General features: G+C 68.2%; 16 protein-coding genes. 8 read left to right on the top strand and 8 right to left on the bottom strand.

Annotated elements, in window-relative coordinates:
* Positions 1-13 precede the first annotated feature (13 nt).
* Entirely contained in the window at positions 14-1075 is a 1062-nt protein-coding gene (locus VXM69_RS25120) for an alpha/beta hydrolase (protein WP_124670447.1), read from the bottom strand.
* A 172-nt stretch (positions 1076-1247) separates the two neighbouring features.
* Here VXM69_RS25120 and pdxY point away from each other — a divergent pair, with 172 nt between their 5' ends.
* The 3 genes from pdxY to VXM69_RS25105 all read left to right on the top strand — a co-directional run bounded on the left by pdxY (position 1248) and on the right by VXM69_RS25105 (position 6063).
* The gene (pdxY, locus tag VXM69_RS25115; protein WP_034186753.1) at positions 1248-2108 is read left to right on the top strand and encodes a pyridoxal kinase PdxY; all 861 of its coding nucleotides are present in this window, start codon (positions 1248-1250) and stop codon (positions 2106-2108) included.
* A gap of 273 nt (positions 2109-2381) precedes the next feature.
* Positions 2382-4526, top strand: coding sequence for a phosphocholine-specific phospholipase C (locus tag VXM69_RS25110; protein WP_367189396.1), 2145 nt, complete (start codon positions 2382-2384; stop codon positions 4524-4526).
* 388 nt (positions 4527-4914) lie between these two features.
* Positions 4915-6063 (top strand): branched-chain amino acid ABC transporter substrate-binding protein, encoded by a 1149-nt coding sequence (locus tag VXM69_RS25105; protein ID WP_367189395.1) that lies wholly within the window; start codon positions 4915-4917, stop codon positions 6061-6063.
* A 137-nt stretch (positions 6064-6200) separates the two neighbouring features.
* Here the strand turns inward: VXM69_RS25105 and VXM69_RS25100 are convergent, their stop codons facing one another.
* On the bottom strand, positions 6201-6950 hold the full coding sequence (locus tag VXM69_RS25100) for a FadR/GntR family transcriptional regulator (protein ID WP_059560683.1): 750 nt from the start codon (positions 6948-6950) through the stop codon (positions 6201-6203).
* A gap of 361 nt (positions 6951-7311) precedes the next feature.
* On the opposite strand from VXM69_RS25100, the gene gudD reads away from it, so the two are divergent.
* A complete protein-coding gene (gene gudD / locus VXM69_RS25095) occupies positions 7312-8664 on the top strand; it encodes a glucarate dehydratase (RefSeq protein ID WP_034186535.1) in 1353 nt (450 codons plus the stop codon).
* A gap of 56 nt (positions 8665-8720) precedes the next feature.
* Here gudD and VXM69_RS25090 read toward each other — a convergent pair whose 3' ends face one another.
* Both VXM69_RS25090 and VXM69_RS25085 read right to left on the bottom strand, forming a co-directional pair.
* Positions 8721-9530: a hypothetical protein gene (locus VXM69_RS25090; RefSeq protein ID WP_034186534.1), complete on the bottom strand. Its 810-nt coding sequence runs from the start codon at positions 9528-9530 to the stop codon at positions 8721-8723.
* A gap of 236 nt (positions 9531-9766) precedes the next feature.
* Complete coding sequence (locus tag VXM69_RS25085) at positions 9767-10831, bottom strand: glycosyltransferase family 4 protein (protein WP_034186533.1); 1065 nt, start codon at positions 10829-10831, stop codon at positions 9767-9769.
* Between the two features lie 564 nt (positions 10832-11395).
* Here VXM69_RS25085 and VXM69_RS25080 point away from each other — a divergent pair.
* Positions 11396-13228 (top strand): ABC transporter ATP-binding protein, encoded by a 1833-nt coding sequence (locus VXM69_RS25080; RefSeq protein ID WP_124670450.1) that lies wholly within the window; start codon positions 11396-11398, stop codon positions 13226-13228.
* Between the two features lie 77 nt (positions 13229-13305).
* Here VXM69_RS25080 and otsA read toward each other — a convergent pair whose 3' ends face one another.
* Entirely contained in the window at positions 13306-14694 is a 1389-nt protein-coding gene (gene otsA / locus VXM69_RS25075; RefSeq protein ID WP_034186531.1) for an alpha,alpha-trehalose-phosphate synthase (UDP-forming), read from the bottom strand.
* Entirely contained in the window at positions 14691-15443 is a 753-nt protein-coding gene (gene otsB / locus VXM69_RS25070) for a trehalose-phosphatase (RefSeq protein WP_034186530.1), read from the bottom strand. Before otsB ends, otsA begins: the two co-directional genes overlap by 4 nt.
* Positions 15444-15725: 282 nt before the next feature.
* Here otsB and VXM69_RS25065 point away from each other — a divergent pair, with 282 nt between their 5' ends.
* From VXM69_RS25065 to VXM69_RS25055, 3 genes are read left to right on the top strand one after another with little or no spacing between them, the layout of a single operon-like run.
* Positions 15726-16361: an SCO family protein gene (locus VXM69_RS25065; RefSeq protein ID WP_049029666.1), complete on the top strand. Its 636-nt coding sequence runs from the start codon at positions 15726-15728 to the stop codon at positions 16359-16361.
* Between the two features lie 8 nt (positions 16362-16369).
* Positions 16370-16816: a copper chaperone PCu(A)C gene (locus VXM69_RS25060; protein WP_367189394.1), complete on the top strand. Its 447-nt coding sequence runs from the start codon at positions 16370-16372 to the stop codon at positions 16814-16816.
* A gap of 10 nt (positions 16817-16826) precedes the next feature.
* Complete coding sequence (locus VXM69_RS25055) at positions 16827-17696, top strand: cytochrome c oxidase assembly protein (protein WP_069705373.1); 870 nt, start codon at positions 16827-16829, stop codon at positions 17694-17696.
* Positions 17697-17706: 10 nt separating this feature from the next.
* Here the strand turns inward: VXM69_RS25055 and VXM69_RS25050 are convergent, their stop codons facing one another.
* Positions 17707-18192, bottom strand: coding sequence for a GNAT family N-acetyltransferase (locus VXM69_RS25050; protein ID WP_034186526.1), 486 nt, complete (start codon positions 18190-18192; stop codon positions 17707-17709).
* Positions 18193-18336: 144 nt separating this feature from the next.
* Complete coding sequence (locus VXM69_RS25045; RefSeq protein WP_049029664.1) at positions 18337-19209, bottom strand: pirin family protein; 873 nt, start codon at positions 19207-19209, stop codon at positions 18337-18339.
* Positions 19210-19304 lie beyond the last annotated feature (95 nt).

The raw sequence follows: 19304 nt of genomic DNA, 5'->3' as shown, positions 1-19304 counted from the left end.
CCCTGCCCCCGCGTCACTGCGGGTGCACGGCCTCCAGCCCGTCGAGCAGCGCCTTGTGGAACGCGTCCGGATCCTGGATCTGCGGCGCGTGCCCGAGCGCCGGGAATTCGACGAGCTGCGCGCCGGGGATCGCGGCCTGCGTGCGCTTCGCGAGTTCCGGATAGCGGCCGAGCTTCGCATGCACGTCGGGCGGCGCGACGTCCTTGCCGATCGCGGTCGTGTCCTTGTCGCCGATCATCAGCAGCGTCGGCACGCGGATCGCGCCGAGTTCATAGACCACCGGCTGCGTGAGGATCATGTCGTAGATCAGCGCGGAATTCCACGCGACCGCATCGCGGCCGGCGCCGCGATACATGCCGGCCAGCATCTGCACCCAGCGCTCGTACGACGGCGACCACTTGCCCGCGTAGTACGTGCCCTGCTCGTAGCGGCGGATGCCGTCGGCCGTCGTCTTCTGCTCGCGCGCATACCAGTAGTCGACCGACAGCGGCGGCACGCCGAGCGCCTTCCAGTCCTCGAGGCCGATCGGGTTCACGAGCACGAGCTGGTCGGTCGCCTTCGGATACATCAGCGCATAGCGGATCGCGAGCATCCCGCCGGTCGAATGACCGACGATCGTCGCCGACTTCACGCCCACCGATTCGAGCAGCGCATGCGTGTTGCGCGCGAGTTGCTGGAACGTGTACTGATAGCGCTCGGGCTTCGACGACTTGCAGAAGCCGATCTGGTCCGGCGCGATCACGCGGTAGCCGGCACGGCTCAACACGCCGATCGTGTCCTCCCAGGTGGCCGCGCAGAAGTTCTTCCCGTGCAGCAGCACGACGGTGCGACCGTTCGGGTGGGCGGGCTGGACATCGAGAAACGCCATCTCGAGGGTTTCGCGCTGCGACACGAACGTATACAGGTGCACGGGCGCCGGATACGTGAACCCTTCCAGGCGCGGGCCGTACACGGGCCCGTCGTTGCCCGCGGACGGTGCGGCAACGGCCGCCGCAGGCATGGCGCACACGGCGGCGGCGGCCGCGCCGAGCACGGCGGCGCGCGCAACAGACAACATCTTGCAAATCGAAAGCATGGCGATCACGGAGATTGGAGACGCGCGCGGGCAGCCGGGCCGCCGCGCGCCCCGCGATTCTACGCGCTCGCGTGACGACGGCGCGCAACACTCCGGGGCCACGCGACTTCCGCGCGTGCGACGAACTCGGGTATCGTGTGACGTGACCCTGAAACGCGTGCAGGCGATTCCCATGAAAAACGTCCTCAGCATTCAGTCGCACGTCATCTACGGACATGCCGGCAACAGTGCGGCCGTGTTCCCGATGCAGCGCCTCGGCGTCAACGTCTGGCCGCTCAACACCGTCCAGTTGTCGAATCACATGCAGTACGGCCATTGGGCCGGCAGCGCGATCGATGCCGCGAAGATGGAACAGCTCGTCGACGGCATCGCCGCGATCGGCGCGCTCAAGCGCTGCGACGCCGTGCTGTCCGGCTTCCTCGGGTCGCCGCCGCAAGCACGCGCGGCCGTCGAGATCGTGCGCTCGGTGAAGGCGATGAATCCGGACGCGTGGTACTTCTGCGATCCCGCGATGGGCCAGACGGGCGGCATCCGGCCCGAGCCCGGCGTCGAGGAGTTCATCGTGCAGGAGGTGCCGGCGCTCGCGGACGGCATGTCGCCGAATCACACCGAACTGCAGAAGCTCGCCGGGCGGCGCATCGAAACCGTCGCCGAAGCCGTCGACGCGTGCCGCGCGCTGATCCGCCGCGGCCCGCGGATCATCCTCGTCAAGCACCTGCACGACCGCAACAGTCCGGCCGACCGTTTCAACATGCTCGCCGTCACCGAAACCGAAGCGTGGATCGGCCAGCGCCCGCTGTACGCGTTTCCGCGCCATCCGGTCGGCGTCGGCGACCTGACCAGCGCGATCTTCGTCGCGCGCCGGCTGCGTGGCGACTCCGTGCGCGCCGCGTTCGAGCACACGCTCGCGGCCGTGCATGCGGTCGTGAAGGCGACCTACGATGCGCGCCGCTACGAACTCGAACTCGTCGCCGCGCAGGACGAGATCGCCCGCCCGAGCGAATGGTTCGGCGCGTGGGTGACCGACGCCTGACGCATCGCCCTCCGCTCCGCTTCACCGGCGAGCCGCCTGCGCCGCTTGCCCGCTTCCCCTGCCGCGCCACGACCGCGGGCGCCCCGTGTCCCGATGCTGCTTCGCCGTCGTTTCACCGCATCTGCAAACGTTTCCGGACTTCACATGAATGACACCGATTTCTCGCTATGCTCGCGGCGGCACGAACCCGCGCAGCCGCATCCTGCGCCCCGGAGCGCGCCCTTCCAGCAGGTCCCGCCAATCGGCTTCCCCCTTTAACGCACGATAACGACCATGACCCGATCGAACCGTCGTGACTTCCTGCGCGTCGCCGCCGGCACTGCCGGCGCCGCCGCGCTGAACCTGTTTCCGCCCGTGATCCGCGATGCGCTCGCGATTCCCGCGAACCGCCGCACCGGCACGATCCGCGACATCGAACACATCGTGATCCTGATGCAGGAGAACCGTTCGTTCGACCATTACTTCGGCACGATGCGCGGTGTCCGCGGTTTTGGCGACCCGCGCCCGCTACGTCTCGCGAACGGCAAGTCGGTGTTCCACCAGCCGGTCGGTCCGGCCGAACTGCTGCCGTTCCATCCGGGCGCCGACAAGCTCGGCCTGCAGTTCCTGCAGGACCTGCCGCACGGCTGGCAGGACATGCACGCCGCATGGAACAAGGGCCGCTACGACCAGTGGGTGCCGAACAAGGGCACCACGACGATGGCGTACCTGAAGCGCGACGACATCCCGTTCCACTACCAGCTCGCCGATGCGTTCACGATCTGCGATGCCTACCACTGCGCGATCCCGAGCTCGACCGACCCGAACCGCTACTACATGTGGACGGGCTACGTCGGCAACGACGGCGCGGGCGGCGGCCCGGTGCTCGGCAACGAGGAAAAGGGCTACGGCTGGACGACCTATCCGGAAGTGCTCGAACAGGCCGGCGTGTCGTGGAAGATCTACCAGGACGTCGGCACGGGCCTCGACGCGAACGGCTCGTGGGGCTGGACGCAGAACCCGTACATCGGCAACTACGGCGACAACGCGCTGCTCTACTTCAACCAGTACCGCACCGCGCTGCCCGGCACGCCGCTGTACGACAAGGCGCGCACCGGCACCAACATCAGCGCGGGCGGCACGCTGTTCGACGTGCTGCAGCAGGACGTGAAGAACGGCACGCTGCCGCAGGTGTCGTGGATCTGCGCGCCGGAAGCCTATTCCGAGCACCCGAACTGGCCCGCGAACTACGGCGCGTGGTACATCGAGCAGGTGCTGAAGACGCTCGTGTCGAATCCCGACGTGTGGAGCAAGACCGCGCTGTTCATCACGTACGACGAAAACGACGGCTTCTTCGACCACGTGCCGCCGCCGTTCGCGCCGCAGTCGCGCGACAACGGGCTGTCGACGGTCGCGACGACCAACGAGGCGTTCGCCGGCGACGCGTCGCACATGGCCGGCCCTTACGGGCTCGGGCCGCGCGTGCCGATGCTCGTCGTGTCGCCGTGGACCAAGGGCGGCTGGGTCTGCTCGCAGACCTTCGATCACACGTCGCTGCTGCAATTCATCGAGGCACGGTTCGGCGCGCAATATCCGGTCACGGCCGCCAACGTGTCGCCGTGGCGCCGTACGGTGTGCGGCGACCTGACCGCCGCGTTCGACTTCGCGACGTCCGATGCCGGCTGGCCGACGCTGCCCGACACGAGCGGCTACGCGCCGCCCGACCGCAACCGTCATCCCGACTACATCCCGGTGCCGCCGGTGCTGCAGAAGCTGCCGAAGCAGGAGGCCGGGCTGCGTCCGGCGCGCGCGCTGCCGTACGAGCTGTTCGTGCACGGCCGCGTCGAATCCGTCAACGGCGAGTTCCGGCTGACCTTCGCGAACACCGGCCGCGCGGGCGCCGCGTTCCAGGTCCAGTCGCGCAACCGCCTGGACGGCCCGTGGGCGTATACGGTCGAAGCCGGCAAACGCGTCGCCGACACGTGGAGCGCGGCGGCATCGCTCGGCCTGTACGACCTCGACGTGTACGGCCCGAACGGCTTCTACTGCCATTTCCGCGGCCCGTTCGCGACCGGCGTGGGCAGCGCGAACGTGAACCCCGAGGTGATCTACGGCTATGACGTCGCGAACGGCAACATCACGCTGCGCCTGATGAACCGCGGCCACAAGGCCGTGCGGCTCAAGGTCACGAACGCCTATGGTCATGGCCGCCCGCGCACGTTCGACCTCGCGCCCGGCGCGCACGTCGACGACTACTGGGATCTGCGCGGCAGCCACGGCTGGTACGACCTGACCGTCAGCGACGGCCGGCTGCTCGGCTTCCTGCGCCGCTTCGCGGGCCACGTCGAAACGGGCCGCCCGAGCACCAGCGATCCGCTGATCCGCACGCACGCGTCGCACGACGACACCGAGGCCGCATCGGACGCGCTGTCCGACTGACGGCATCGCTTGCGCGGCACGGCCCCCGGCGGGCCGTGCCGCGCCCTTGTCTCGCGCCCTTGTCTCGCCCCCTCCTCCTGCCCTCCTCTTCGCCCCTTCCGTCCGCAACGGGAAACTCCGGATACCGGCCGGTCCTGCCCGCGCGGAAGCTATGCGCAAATCCGCATCGAATGCGCAGCAAATTGCCAAGACCCGCGCATATCGGCGACCTATATATCGAGACAATCGGGGCTCTTCACCGAGCCTGACGGGGGCGTGTTCCGAAGATCGCGATGCCGACCTCCCCGCCCGATTCCGAGAAGCGGTCGAACCGCCCGCCCGTCGCACGCGCCCGGCTCGCCCGGACGCGCGCGGTACCCACTCGCTGGTGTCGAACAAGAGGAACAACATGAAATTCCGTCATTCCCTGCTGTCGGTGTCGATTGCATCCGCGCTGGCCCTCCTCTCGCAACAGGCCGCCCAGGCTGCCGACGCAACCGACGTGAAGGTCGGCTTCGCCGCACCGCTCACGGGTGTGAACGCCGGCTACGGCAAGGATCTGCAGAACGGCGTGCAGCTCGCGCTCGACGATGCCGCCGCGCAGAAGGTGCAGATCGCCGGCAAGCCGGCTCACTTCAATCTCGTCGTGCAGGACGATCAGGCCGACCCGCGCATCGGCGTGCAGGCCGCGCAGGCGCTCGTCGACCAGAACGTGTCGGTCGTGGTCGGTCACTTCAACTCGGGGACGACGATTCCGGCATCGGTCGTCTACGACAAGGCCGGCATCCCGGTGATCGACCCGGCCGCGACCAACCCGACACTCACGTCGCGCGGGCTCGCGAACATGTTCATGGTGATCGCGACCGACGGCCAGAACGCCGGCAACGCGGGCAAGTACGCGGTCGACGTGACGAAGGCGAAGCGCATCGCGATCATCGACGACCGCACCGCGTTCGGCCAGGGCGAGGCCGACGAGTTCGAGAAGGCCGCGAAGGCCGCCGGCGGGAACATCATCGGCCGCGAGTTCACCAGCAACCAGGCCGTCGACTTCCGCGCGCAGATCACGAGCCTGAAAGGCAAGAACCCCGACCTGATCTTCTTCGGCGGCCTCGATTCGCTCGCCGCGAACTTCATCAAGCAGATGCGCCAGCTCGGGCTGAACGCGCAGTTCGTCGGCGGCGGCGGCGTGAAGGACAACGAGTTCATCAAGATCGCCGGTCCGGCCGCCGAAGGGGCGATGGCGTGGGAATACGGCCAGCCGCTCGACGAGCTGCCGCAGGGGAAGGATTTCGAACAGCGCTTCAAGAAGCGCTTCGGCGTCGACGTGCTGTCGTATGCGCAGTTCGGCTATGACGCGGCGTGGGCCGCGATCAAGGCGATGCAGGCGGCTGGCTCGACCGACCCGAAGGTCTATCGCCCGGCGCTGAAGAAGATCGACTTCGAAGGCGTCACCGGCCGCATCTCGTTCGCGAACGACGGTTCGCTGAAGAGCGGGATGTCGACGCTCTACCAGGTGAAGAGCGGCGCGTGGAAGACGATCGTGACGAAGGGAGGCTGATCGGTCATGCAGGCGGTCTGGCGGCGAACCCGCCGCCAGGCCGGGCGGATCGATGCCGTCGCATCGATCTTGTATGACGACTGATGTTGAAGCGATTCGACCGGGCCCACGCCAACGCGGGCCCCGTGACGCGACGGTCAGCCGGCTTCGGCCTCGGCCGCCTCGTGCGCGCGGCGCAGCCGCTCGCGGCTGTTCGTGAGGTGCGTGCGCATCGCGGCGCGCGCGGCTTCGGGGTCGTGGCGCGCGATCGCCTCGTAGATATCCTCGTGCTCGTGGTTCAGCCGGCCGACGTAGCGCTCGAGGTCGTCGCCGGCGAAGCGCGCCGAATTCACGCGTGTGCGCGGGATGATCGAGGTGCCGAGCTGCGTCATGATGTCGACGAAATAGCGGTTGCCGGTCGATTGCGCGATCTGCAGGTGAAACTGGAAGTCGAGCTGCGCGGTATCGCGGCCGCCGCCCGCGCCCGTCGCGATTGCGTCGAGCGCGCGCCGCAGCGCGGCGAGGTCGGCATCGTTCGCGCGTTGCGCGGCCAGGCTCGCGCACTCGCTCTCGAGGCTGATGCGCAGTTCCAGCACCGCGAGCACGTCGCGCAGCGTCGTGATCGTCGCGGGATCGATGCCGAGCGTCTGGCGGCGCGACGGCTCCAGCACGAAGCTGCCGATGCCGTGGCGCGTCTCGATCAGGCCGCTCGCCTGCATCCGCGAGATCGCCTCGCGCACGACCGTGCGGCTCACGCCCTGCGCCGCCATGACTTCGGTTTCGGTCGGCAGCTTGTCGCCGGGACGCAGCGTGCCGTTTTCGATCTGCGCGGTCAGCGCGTCGACGACATCTTGTGCGAGGCTGCGTGCGCGACGGCGCGGCGCTGCGGGAAGCGTGGGCACGGACATGAGGCCGGTTCCTTTTTGAATGATCGTAATGTGAGCCGAGGGTTTACGCGGGGTTTGAGCGAAAGCCGATGATTCATTATACTGCGTCACAAGTCATCCGACGACTGATGATCGGTGCGCGAATCTCCTGTCGACTCAGGGCCGGCACTTCAGCGCCGCCTGGTCTCGTGCCTGACGATCGGCCAGCATTCGCGTTCCGCGCTCCGCTGGTCTCGTTGTCGCTCCCACCCCCGTTCCGGGTTGCTGTCGACATGCGGGCCTTGCGCGCCGCGCACGTCGGTTGTCGAATGATCGCACCTCCCGCCGCGCGCGGCAAAGCTTTTGCCGCACGGCATTGCCTACTCTTCTGCCATCGCCGCCCATGAACGCCGTCACTGCCTCGCCTTCCCACGACACGCCGCGCATCGTCGACCTGCAAGCGATTCCGGTCGCCGGCCACGACAGCATGCTGCTCAACCTGAGCGGCGCGCATGGTCCGTTCTTCACCCGCAACCTCGTGATCCTGAAGGACAGCGCGGGCCGAACCGGCGTCGGCGAGGTGCCGGGCGGCGAAAGCATCCGCCGCACGCTCGACGATGCGCGCGCGCTCGTCGTCGGCCAGCCGGTCGGCAACTACCACGCGGTGCTCAACGACGTGCGGCGCACCTTCGCCGATCGCGATGCAAGCGGCCGCGGGCTGCAGACCTTCGACCTGCGCACGACGATCCACGCGGTCACCGCGCTCGAGGCCGCGCTGCTCGACCTGCTCGGCCAGCATCTCGGCGTGCCGGTCGCCGCGCTGCTCGGCGAAGGCCAGCAGCGCGACCGTGTCGAAATGCTCGGCTACCTGTTCTACATCGGCGACCGCACGAAAACCGCGCTCGCCTATCGCGACGGCAGCGGCGCGACCGACGACTGGACGCGCGTGCGCGACGAAGCCGCGCTGACGCCCGAGGCCGTCGTGCGGCTCGCCGAGGCCGCGCATGCGCGCTACGGCTTCAACGACTTCAAGCTGAAGGGCGGCGTGTTCGAAGGCGCGAGCGAGATCGAGGCCGTGACGGCGCTCGCCGAACGCTTCCCCGACGCGCGCGTGACGCTCGACCCGAACGGCGCCTGGTCGCTCGACGAAGCCGTGCGGCTGTGCCGCGATCAGCATCACGTGCTTGCGTATGCGGAAGATCCGTGCGGCGCGGAGAACGGTTACTCGGGCCGCGAGGTGATGGCCGAATTCCGCCGCGCGACGGGGCTGCCGACGGCGACCAACATGATCGCGACCGACTGGCGGCAGATGGGCCACGCGGTGCAGCTGCAGGCCGTCGACATCCCGCTCGCCGACCCGCACTTCTGGACGATGCAGGGTTCGGTGCGCGTCGCGCAGATGTGCCGCGACTGGGGTCTCACGTGGGGCTCGCATTCGAACAACCACTTCGACGTGTCGCTCGCGATGTTCACGCACGTCGCGGCCGCCGCACCGGGCCAGGTCACCGCGATCGACACGCACTGGATCTGGCAGGACGGCGAGCGGCTGACGCGCGAGCCGCTGAAAATCGAGAACGGGCTGGTGGAGGTGCCGAAGCGGCCGGGCCTGGGCATCGACATCGACATGGATGCGGTCGCGCTCGCGCACGAGCTGTACAAGCAGCACGGCCTCGGCGCCCGCGACGACGCGGCAGCCATGCAGTACCTGATTCCGGGGTGGACGTTCAACAACAAGCGCCCCTGCCTCGTGCGCTGAACGCGGAACGAACCGGGCGCCCGGATCGCCCGGTTGCCCGTGCCGTCCCCGCCCTGTCAGACGATCTGCTTGAGCGCCGCGTCGAGCGCGAGCACCGCGACGCGGTCGCCTTCGGTCGCGAGCGGCGCGCGCATCACGATCTGCCGGTTGTGGCCGACGGCCGCCGGCGAATCCCACAGCAGTTCGACCTTGGGCCGATTGAACAGGCTGCCGCGACGCGGCGGCACGACTGCCGGCTGCCCGTCCGCCGCGCCCTGCTCGCCCGGCGCGGCAGCCTTGCGGCCCGGCCAGCGCACCGACAGCTCACGCGCGTCGTACTGGCCAACCTTGCGGCTTTCCATCCAGACGATCGCGGTACGCGTCAGCACGTCGAGTGAAATCGCATACCGGCCGACCGCGAAGCGGCGGGCGGCCACGTTGGTGCGCCACAGCGGCCGCGGGCGGCAGATCCAGACGATGGCCGCGTAAAGCGCCGGCGCGGCGACGAGCCAGCCGTTGGTCGCCGTCACCGCATGCAGCGCGCGGCGCCAGCCGGCCGCCCACGTGAACGCGCCGATCGACCAGACGGCGAACAGGAAACCGATCAGCGCGAAGACGCGCAGCGCCTGACGCAGCCACTGCGGCAGCGGATGGAACGGCCGCTCGGCGCGCGCGACGGCGCCAGGCAGCGCGAGCAGCAGGAAGATCAGCACGAGGTAGACGAACGCCCACGGCGACGACACCATCGCGGACAGCGACGAGCGATAGCCCATCTGGGACATCGAGAACAGCCAGCGCGCGAGCAGCACGAGACCGATCGCGCGCAACGCGAAGATCACACCGGCGCCGGGGGCCGGCGCTGCGCGCGTGGTTTTCGTTCTCGCCAAGACTGCTCTCCTCTTGATATTCGTACAGGGCCGGATTTCACGGCACGGCCATTATAGGGACATTACCGTCTGGACAGACGGCCGGATGGCGTGCCGGGCCGCTTCGGGGGGCGTTCGCGGCGCCGGGCGCGGCGAGAATACAACACATCCGCGCCGCGGATGTGACAACGCCCCGCCGGAAACCCGGACGGGGCGTCGATGACGGCCGCGCGCCGCAGCGCGGCGGCGGCCCGCGATCAGCTTGCGTTGACTTCGCGGAGCACCGTGCGGCGCTTCTGGCGCAGCAGTTCCTCGTAGCCCTTCACGTAATTCTGCGCCATCACCTTCGACGAGAAACGTGCTTCGAACGCGGCGCGAACCTTCTCGCGCGGCAGCGTATCGAGGCGCTTGAGCGCCGCGACGGCCGACAGTTCGTCTTCGACGACGAAGCCCGACACGCCGTTGTCGATCACTTCCGGCACCGAGCCGCGCTTGAACGCGATCACCGGCGTGCCACACGCCATCGCCTCGATCATCACCAGGCCGAAAGGCTCCGGCCAGTCGATCGGGAACAGCAGCGCATGTGCATTGCCGAGGAATTCGGTCTTCTCGGCCTCGCTGATTTCGCCGATGTACTCGACGTGCGGCAGCGCGAACAGCGGCTTGATCTTCTCTTCGTAGTACGCGCGATCAGCCTTGTCGAGCTTCGCGGCGATCTTGATCGGCAGGCCGGCCTGCTCGGCGATGCGGATTGCCGTGTCGACGCGCTTCTCCGGCGAGATGCGGCCCAGGAACGCGAGGTAGCTCGGCTTCACGTTCGGGATCGGCGTCAGCAGGTTTTCCGGCAGGCCGTGGTAGACGGTCGACAGCCAGTTCGCCTGCGGCAGCGGGATGCGCTGGTTGTCGGAGATCGACACGACCGGCACGTCGCTGAATGCATTGAAGATCGGCTGCAGTTCCGGCAGGTCGAGACGGCCGTGCATCGTCGTCAGATGCGGGACCGGCTGGCGCGAGAACAGCGAGAACGGGTAGTAGTCGATGTGGCAGTGCAGGACGTCGAACTCTTCCGCACGGCGGCGCACCTGCTCGAGGAGCAGCATGTGCGGGGCCATCACGTCGCGGATCGTCGGGTCGAGGCGCAGCGCCTGCGGCCAGCACGCTTCGAGCTTCGCGGAGGTTTGCGAATCGCCGCTCGCGAAGAGCGTGACGTCATGCCCCATCTCGACGAGTGCTTCGGTGAGGTAGGACACCACTCGCTCGGTACCACCGTACAGTTTCGGGGGTACCGCTTCATGCAACGGAGCGATTTGGGCGATTCGCATGCGTAACTCCTAAAAAATCGGCTAAAAACCAGGTATGGGTCGGCAACCTGCCGGCGGTCCGGGCTGGATGCTTTTCATCCGAACCATCGGACGAATCAGCCTGCCGGGGGCGTCGAACCCGCGCTGCTCAAGGAGCGTCGGCGACGCGACAGGCATAGAACGTTTGAAACGAAGACCCGTTGACAGGGGTTCGTAAAAAAACCTGGAATCGAACCCGGAGCCGATTATCTAGGGTTAATCCCGATACGGCGCACAACATTTCAAACACTTTACTTTGTTACAAAGGCGCAACACTTTGCAACCCGCGGACTCGGGTGTCCGTTCTAGAGTGGAAGGCCCTTTGGCGATCCTCGTCACCCGTGGCTGCCGGCAGCGTGATTCGGCACACGAGGCAGGACGGGATGCCGGATTTTATCTCAAAATCGACCGCGAGCCCCTGGCCAAGGCAAGATTCGCGCAGCGCGACGCACGGCCTTGTTTACAATGCCGGATTATTCAGTCCGGGCGAACGCCGGCATGCGATCCAGCCGCCACGCTCAATCACCGAATCACCGCACGCATATTTTGGAATATCTCACCCCTGCCCAGCGCAACGCCCACAACGCGAAGCTGTCGAGCTACGCGCACCGGCCGATCGCGTTCCTGTTCCGCTACATCCGCCTCCACCCCGTCGCGCACCTCATCGTGCTCTTCAGCGTGCTGGCCGCCGTCGGCTGCGCGCTCGGTTCGCAATATGCGATCAAGCACCTGATCGACGTGCTCGCGACCGGGCGCCATCACCCGGGTCCGCTGTGGAGCGCGTTCGCGCTGCTCGTCGGGCTGATCGCGGCCGACAACCTGCTGTGGCGCGTCGGCGGCTGGGTCGCCGCGCACACGTTCGTCGCCGTGACCGGCGACCTGCGGCGCGACCTGTTTCAGTACCTGATCGGCCATTCGCCGACGTATTACTCGGAGAAGCAGCCGGGCACGCTCGCGAGCCGCATCACGGCCACGTCGAACGCGGTGTATACGTCCGAGAACACGATGGCGTGGAACGTGCTGCCGCCGTGCATCGCGGTAATGGGCGCGATCCTGATGATCATCGTCGTCAATCCGCTGATGGCCGCCGGCCTGCTCGGCTGTTCGGCCGTGCTGTCCATCATCCTGTTCAAGCTCGCCGGCCGCGGCTCGGCCCGTCACCATGCGTTCGCGGCGAAGGCCGCGGCGGTCGACGGCGAACTCGTCGACGTGATCGGCAACATGGGCCTCGTGCGCGCGTTCGGGATGACGCTGCGCGAGCAGAAGCGCTTCGGCGCGACGGTCAAGGCCGAGATGGACGCGCGCCAGCAAAGCCTGCTCTATCTCGAAAAGCTGCGCCTGCTGCACGCGGTGATCACCGCGATGCTGTCCGCCGGCCTGCTCGGCTGGGCGCTGTGGCTGTGGGACCAGGGCCGCGCGACGTCGGGCGACATCGTGCTCGTCAGTTCGCTCGGCTTCACGATCCTGCACGGCACGCGCGACCTCGCGGTCGCGCTCGTCGACGTCACGCAGCACGTCGCGCGCTTGTCCGAAGCCGTGAAGACGCTGCTCGAACCGCACGGGATGCCCGACCGCTCCGACGCGCAGCCGCTGGCGGCCACGGGCGGCCGCGTCGACTTCGAGCGCGTGACGTTCGCGTATCCGCACCGCCGCGCGATCCTCGACCACTTCGATCTCCATATCGAACCGGGCCAGCGCGTCGGCCTGATCGGCAAGTCGGGCGCCGGCAAGTCGACCGTGCTCGCGCTGCTGCAGCGCTTCTACGACACGCAGGACGGCGTCGTGAAGGTCGACGGCCAGGACGTGAAGGCGATCACGCAGGACAGCCTGCGCCATGCGATCGCGCTCGTGCCGCAGGACATCTCGCTGCTGCACCGGACGATCTACGACAACATCGCGTACGGCCGACCCGACGCGACCCGCGACGAAGTGCTCGCCGCCGCGCGCGACGCGCGTTGCGCGGAGTTCATCGAGGCGATGCCGGAAGGCTATGACACGATCGTCGGCGACCGCGGCGTCAAGCTGTCGGGGGGCCAGCGCCAGCGCATCGCGATCGCGCGCGCGATCCTGAAGAACGCGCCGATCCTGCTGCTCGACGAAGCGACGTCGGCGCTCGACAGCGCGTCCGAGGAAGCGATCCAGAGCGCGCTCGACCGCCTGATGGTCGGCCGCACGGTGATCGCGATCGCGCACCGCCTGTCGACGCTGCGCAACTTCGACCGGATCATCGTGATGAACAACGGCAAGGTGATCGACGACGGCCCGCCCGAGGTGCTGCGCAATCGCCCCGGCCTGTACCGCGACCTGCTCGCGAAACAGCACGGCCGCCATCACCCGGCGCACGACGGCAACACCCCGACCGGCGAGCGCGTGGCCTGACGCGCCCCCGCCAGCCGACAAAAAAGCCGCGGTGCATCACGCACCGCGGCTTTTTTCATTGGCGCGGAAACGGCCGGTCAGGCGTGCTGCAGGTCGCGCAGGAAGTTGTCGCGCCACACCGACACGTTGTTCTCGCGCAGCTGCGCGATCATGTCCGTATAGCGTGCGCGCCGCTCGGCGAGCGGCATCGTCAGCGCCTGCGACAGCGCATCGGCCATCCCGTCGATGTCGATCGGATTGACGATCAGCGCGCCCGTCAGCTCGCGCGCGGCGCCCGCGAAACGCGACAGCACGAGCACGCCCGGATCGTCCGGATTCTGTGCGGACACGTATTCCTTCGCGACCAGATTCATCCCGTCGCGCAGCGGCGTCACGAAGCCCACGCGCGCGAGCCGGTACAGCGCGGCCAGCACCTGCCGGTCGTACTGGCGGTGAATGTAGAGGATCGGTGCCCAGTCGAGCTCCGCGTAGCGCCCGTTGATGCGCCCCGACTCCGCTTCGAGCTGCAGCCGGATATCCTGGTACGCGCGCAGGTCCGCACGCGTCGACGGCGCGATCTGCAGGAACGACACGCGGTTGCGGATCGACGCCTGGTGCTCGAGCAGCTTCTCGAATGCCCGGAAGCGCTCGACGAGCCCCTTCGAATAATCGAGCCGGTCGACGCTCATGATCAGCTGCCGCCCGCGCAGCGACGTCGCGAGCGTGCGCACGGCCTTGCCGTGTTCGCCCGCCTGCGCGAGCGACGCGATCTCGTCCGGATAGACGCCGATCGGATAGGCAGCCGCACGCAGCGTCTGGCCGAACGCGCGCACGCGCACGGTGTTGTGCCCGTCGCGCTCGACGTCGCCCCCCGCCTCGAACTCGACGTAGTCGCAGAACGCGCGCAAGTCGGGTTCGGTCTGGAAGCCGAGCAGGTCGAACGCGCACAGCGACTCGACGAGTTCGCGATGCGGCGGCACGTTGACGAGCACCTGCGCGGCCGGAAACGGGATATGCAGGAAGAAGCCGATCCGGTTCTTCACGCCGGCCTCGCGCAGCGCGCGCGCGAACGGAATCAGGTGATAGTCGTGCACCCAGATCACGTCGTCGTCCTGCAGCAGCGGCACGAGCTGCTGCGCGAGCCACACGTTGACGCGACGATAGCCGTCGAATTCGTGGCGGTCGTACTGGATCAGGTCCGCACGGTAATGAAACGCGGGCCACAACGTGGCGTTCGAGAAACCCCGGTAGTACTGGTCGTAATCGCGGCGCGACAGCCCGACGGTCGCGAACGTCACGGGCCCGCGCTCCTCGATGCGGATCTGCGGCTGCGGCGCGCCGGATGCGACGACCTCGCCGCTCCAGCCGAACCACATGCCGCCCGTCTCCTTCAGCGCGTCATAGACGCCGATCGCCAGGCCGCCCGCCGCCGGTTCGCCTTCCGAAATCGGTGCGACGCGGTTTGAAACGATGATGAGCCGGCTCATGCGTGCGGCTGCCCCGTGCCGAGCCAGCGCGCGATCTGCTCATGCAGCGCGTCGACCGAATCGAGCCGCGCGCGGGCCGAGGTCTCGCCCGCGCCGACCTTGATCGACAGGCCGCCGCGCGCGTTGACCACCGCGAAGCCCTTCTCGTCGGTCAGGTCGTCGCCCGCGAACAGCGGCATGCGCCCCGCGAACGGCGGTTCGTCGAGGAACGCCGCCAGCGCACGCCCCTTGTCGACGCCCTTCGGCTTGATCTCGAACACCATCTTGCCGGGCTGCAGCACGTATGCATCGGCATAGTCGGCCACGAGACGCTCGGCCGCTTCGCGCGCGACCGCCTCGCGCTCGGGCGCATTGCGAAAGTGCAGCGCGACGGCCGCGCCCTTGATTTCGAGCAGCATGCCCGGATGACGGTCGACGACACCCGCAAGCTCGCGCTCGATGCGCAACAGGCGTTCGTCGTTGAAGCCGATGCGCTGCGTGTCGCCATTCGCATCGCGGCGCTCCGCCCCGTGCAGGCCCGCGATCGGCAGGCCGGGCATCTGCAGGAACGTGTCGAGGTTGTCGATGCCGCGCCCCGACACGATCGCGACCGCCCCGTGCGAGCGGCGGCGCAACGCGTCCAGCAGCGTCAGCAGCGACGGCGGAACGTGGATGCTGTCGGGGGTGGGCGCGAGTTCGACGAGCGTGCCGTCGAAGTCGAAGAAGAACGCGGTATCGGTCAGGGACAGGGAAGCCGGAACGGATTGCATCGATTCGATAGTCTGAGGGTCGGCCGGCAACCACGGGCCGCCGCTGCGCGAATGGAATTGTGCGCATCTTACCGCGCCTGCGCACCGAGATGGGCGAAACCGGTACGTCGCCTGCCGCGCGCCGCCGCTTGCGTCAACTGCGACATATTGCCCCGCTCGCTCGCCCCGTACGGGTTTCGAAAGGACGCGGGCGCGCGAATTGCGCTACAGTCGCAACCGCCTGCCGCGCGACGCCTGGCATCACCGCCGGCCGGCCACTTTTCCGACCGATCGAGCCCCAGGATGTCGTCTGCCCGTCCCGCGCCGCCGTGGCGCCTCCCCCGCCTCATCCGCACGGCCGCGGCCCTCGCCGCCGCCGTGACGCTCGCCGCGTGCACGCACGACGAGCCGCGCTGGAACCTGACCAACGTCACCGGTCACCTGCCCGACCTGTCGTTCACGCTGACGGGCGGTGACGGCCGTCCCGTTGACGCCGATGCGTTCCGCGGCCGCGTCGCGCTCGTCTACTTCGGTTACACGCACTGCCCCGATGTCTGCCCCGAAACGATGGCGCGGCTGATGGAAGTGCTCGGCAAGCTCGGCCCGCGGGCCAACGACGTGCGCATCCTGTTCGTATCGGTCGATCCCGCGCGCGACACGCCGCAGATGATGCAGTCGTACGTCGCCGCGTTCGACGCCGCGCACGCGCGCGGCCTGACCGGCACCGACGGCCAGATCGAATCGCTCGCGAAACGCTATCGCGTCGCGTACCAGATGGAAAAACGCGATCCGTCCGGCGGCTACGAAGTCACGCACAGCTCGGCCGTCTACATCTTCGACGCAACCGGCCGCGCGCGCCTGCTCGCGACCGATCGCGATTCGCCCGACGCCATCGCCGCCGATGTGCGCCGGATCATCGACACCGCCTCCACGACCTGAATTCCGCCATGAACACGAAGACGACCTTCAAGACGTTCGCCCTCCTCGCCGCGCTGTGCACCGGCGCCCAGGCCTATGCCGCCGGCGCGATCACCGCGCAGGGCGCGTGGGTGCGCTGGCTGCCGAACAAGCTGCCCGCGGGCGGCTACGTGACGCTCGTGAACACGAGCGACAAGCCGGTCGATCTCGTCGACGTCGACAGCCCCGACTACGGGATGGCCATGCTGCACCAGACCGTGTCGAACGGCTCGACGCAGAAGATGGAAATGGTCGACAAGCTGACGATCCCCGCGCGCGGCAAGGTCGACATCGCACCGGGCGGCTATCACTTCATGCTCGAGGAACCGAAGCACGCGATCAAGCCGGGCGACACCGTGCACCTGCGCCTGAAATTCTCCGACGGCGAAACGGTCGACGCACCGTTTGCCGTGAAGTCGCCGGCCCAGGCGAAGTGATCCGCGCGCAATGAACCTCCTGTACTGGCTCGACCCGTGGGAGCCGTCGCCGACGGTCGTCATCGCGGTGCTGACGGCGGCCGTGCTGTTCGCGCGCGGCGTGAAGAAGGCGAAGGTGTCGCCGCTGCGGCAGTTCTCGTTCTGGTTCGGGCTGACGGCGCTCTACATCGCGCTGCATACGCGGCTCGACTATTTCTTCGAGCACGAGTTCTTCATGCATCGCGCGCAGCATCTCGTGCTGCACCACCTCGGGCCGTTCTTCATCGCGCTGTCGTATCCGGGCGCGGCGATCCGCGCGGGCATCCCGTTCCGCTGGCGACAGCGCTTCGTGCGCCCCGCGCTCGCGTGGGCGCCCGTCCGGGCCACGCTCGACGTGGTGTTCCATCCGGTCGTCGCGGTCGTGCTGTTCGTCGGGCTGATCTATTTCTGGCTGCTCTCGCCGATCCACTTCATCGCGATGCTCGACTGGCGGCTCTATCGCGTGATGAACTGGAGCATGGTGATCGACGGGCTGCTGTTCTGGTGGCTCGTCGTCGATCCGCGGCCCGCGCCGCCCGCGCGGCTGTCGCCGGGGCGCCGGATCCTGATCGTCGTCGCGGCGATCCCGCCGCAGATCGCGCTCGGCGCGCTGATCTTCTTCACGCCGCACGAGTTGTATCCGATCTACTCGATCTGCGGCCGTGCCTTCACGTGGCTGAGCCCGCTGCGCGATCAGCAGATCGGCGGGCTGCTGCTGTGGATTCCCGGCTCGATGATGAGCGTGATCGGCGCGCTGATCGCGCTGCGGCACTGGCTGCGGCTCTCCGCGCGCGGCCGCCTGATCGGCGAACGCGCGGCGCGGCACGCGGACAAGCCGCCGGTGCCCCGCGCCGCGCACTGACCGCTGCGCGTCATGCGCGCGCGCTGCTCATCCACACGTGCGGGATGCCGTCCTCGTCATGCACGTCCGAACTCGGCGTGAAGCCGAACGCCCCGTAGAAACGCTGCAAGTGAGCCTGCGCGTGCAGGCTCACCGGCGTATCCGGCCATTGCGCGCGGATGTGCTCGAGCGCGCGCGACAGCAGCCCGTTGCCGAGGCCCGCACCACGAAACGCGGCGGTCGTCAGCACGCGGCCGATACGCACGTCGGTATGCTGCGCATCGGGCAGCAGCACGCGCAGATAGCCGGCCAGGCGGCCGGCCGGATCGAACGCGGCGAGGTGCCATGCGGCCTGGTCCGCATCGTCGATATCGCGATACACGCAGTTCTGCTCGACGACGAACACGGCGCTGCGCGCCTCGAGGATCGAATAGACTTCGCGCGCCGTCAGCGCGTCGAAGGATTTCCAGCGCCAGTCGAGATCGGCAGCGCTCGGAGATGCGGCGGATGCGTTCATGTACGGTCCTGATTCGGGCGCGCCGGCCGGCGCGCGACAACCGTCGATTATGCCTCGAAGCGCCTGTCGCGCACGACCGCCTGCCCGCGCGCGAAAAAAAAGCCCCGCATTGCGCGGGGCCTGTCCGTCATGCCGTCACGACTGTCATGCCGGCATCTGGCCGAAGCGGCCGCCGTTGAAGTCCTCGATCGCGGTACGGATCTCCGCTTGCGAGTTCATCACGAACGGACCATAGCCGACGACCGGCTCGTCGATCGGCTCGCCGCTCAGGATCAGCAGCTTCGCGTCGCCGTTCGCTTCGATCTCGACGTCGCTGCCGTCGCGGCCGAGTTGCACGAACTGCGCTTCGCGCGCGACCGTCTCGCCGTTCACCTGCACGGTGCCGCTCAGCACGACCACCGCGAGCGTGCGCCCTTCGGCGATCGGGAACCGCGCGTGGCCGCCGGCCACGAGCCGCACGTCCCACACGTCGATCGGCGTGTGCGTGCGGGCCGGGCCGCGCCGCCCGTCGAGTTCGCCGGCGATGATCCGCGCACGCCCGGCGCCGTCCGGCAGCTCGACCACGGGAATGTCCGCGTTCAGCAGCGTCTGATAGCCGGGCGCGCCCATCTTGTCGGCGGCGGGCAGGTTCACCCACAGCTGCACCATCTCGAGCGGGCCGCCCCGCTTCGTGAACGCCTCCGAGTGGAATTCCTCGTGCAGGATCCCGCTCGCGGCCGTCATCCACTGCACGTCGCCCGGGCCGATCGTGCCGCCCGCGCCGGTCGAATCGCGGTGCGCGACTTCGCCGTCATAGACGATCGTCACCGTTTCGAACCCGCGGTGCGGATGCTGGCCGACCCCGCGCGGCGCCGAAACCGAGCCCGGCTCGAACGTCGCGGGGCCGGCGTAGTCGAGCAGCAGGAACGGGCTCAGGTGCGCGCCGTGGGACTGGTAGCTGAACATCGAACGCACCGGGAAACCGTCGCCGACCCAATGTCCGCGCGGCGCACTGTACACACCCTGGATCTTCTTCATGGCCCTTCTCCAAATTGCGGCGAAACACGTGTTTCGCATCCATGAGTAGCAATATAGTGGTGGAACGATCGATCCGGTAGACTGCCGAAATCGCA

Source organism: Burkholderia sp. Ed8, assembly GCF_040761425.1.
GTDB lineage: Bacteria > Pseudomonadota > Gammaproteobacteria > Burkholderiales > Burkholderiaceae > Burkholderia > Burkholderia seminalis.
Note: the sequence above shows the minus strand (reverse complement) of the source record. Positions and strands in the feature narration are given on the sequence as shown.

Coding starts and splice junctions, on each gene's coding strand:
- otsB (WP_034186530.1), bottom strand. CDS start 15,443: ATGCAATCCGTTCCGGCTTCCCTGTCCCTGACCGATACCGCGTTCTTC.
- VXM69_RS25100 (WP_059560683.1), bottom strand. CDS start 6,950: ATGTCCGTGCCCACGCTTCCCGCAGCGCCGCGCCGTCGCGCACGCAGC.
- VXM69_RS25120 (WP_124670447.1), bottom strand. CDS start 1,075: ATGCTTTCGATTTGCAAGATGTTGTCTGTTGCGCGCGCCGCCGTGCTC.
- VXM69_RS25110 (WP_367189396.1), top strand. CDS start 2,382: ATGACCCGATCGAACCGTCGTGACTTCCTGCGCGTCGCCGCCGGCACT.
- VXM69_RS25065 (WP_049029666.1), top strand. CDS start 15,726: ATGTCGTCTGCCCGTCCCGCGCCGCCGTGGCGCCTCCCCCGCCTCATC.
- VXM69_RS25050 (WP_034186526.1), bottom strand. CDS start 18,192: ATGAACGCATCCGCCGCATCTCCGAGCGCTGCCGATCTCGACTGGCGC.
- VXM69_RS25055 (WP_069705373.1), top strand. CDS start 16,827: ATGAACCTCCTGTACTGGCTCGACCCGTGGGAGCCGTCGCCGACGGTC.
- otsA (WP_034186531.1), bottom strand. CDS start 14,694: ATGAGCCGGCTCATCATCGTTTCAAACCGCGTCGCACCGATTTCGGAA.
- VXM69_RS25060 (WP_367189394.1), top strand. CDS start 16,370: ATGAACACGAAGACGACCTTCAAGACGTTCGCCCTCCTCGCCGCGCTG.
- pdxY (WP_034186753.1), top strand. CDS start 1,248: ATGAAAAACGTCCTCAGCATTCAGTCGCACGTCATCTACGGACATGCC.
- gudD (WP_034186535.1), top strand. CDS start 7,312: ATGAACGCCGTCACTGCCTCGCCTTCCCACGACACGCCGCGCATCGTC.
- VXM69_RS25105 (WP_367189395.1), top strand. CDS start 4,915: ATGAAATTCCGTCATTCCCTGCTGTCGGTGTCGATTGCATCCGCGCTG.
- VXM69_RS25045 (WP_049029664.1), bottom strand. CDS start 19,209: ATGAAGAAGATCCAGGGTGTGTACAGTGCGCCGCGCGGACATTGGGTC.
- VXM69_RS25085 (WP_034186533.1), bottom strand. CDS start 10,831: ATGCGAATCGCCCAAATCGCTCCGTTGCATGAAGCGGTACCCCCGAAA.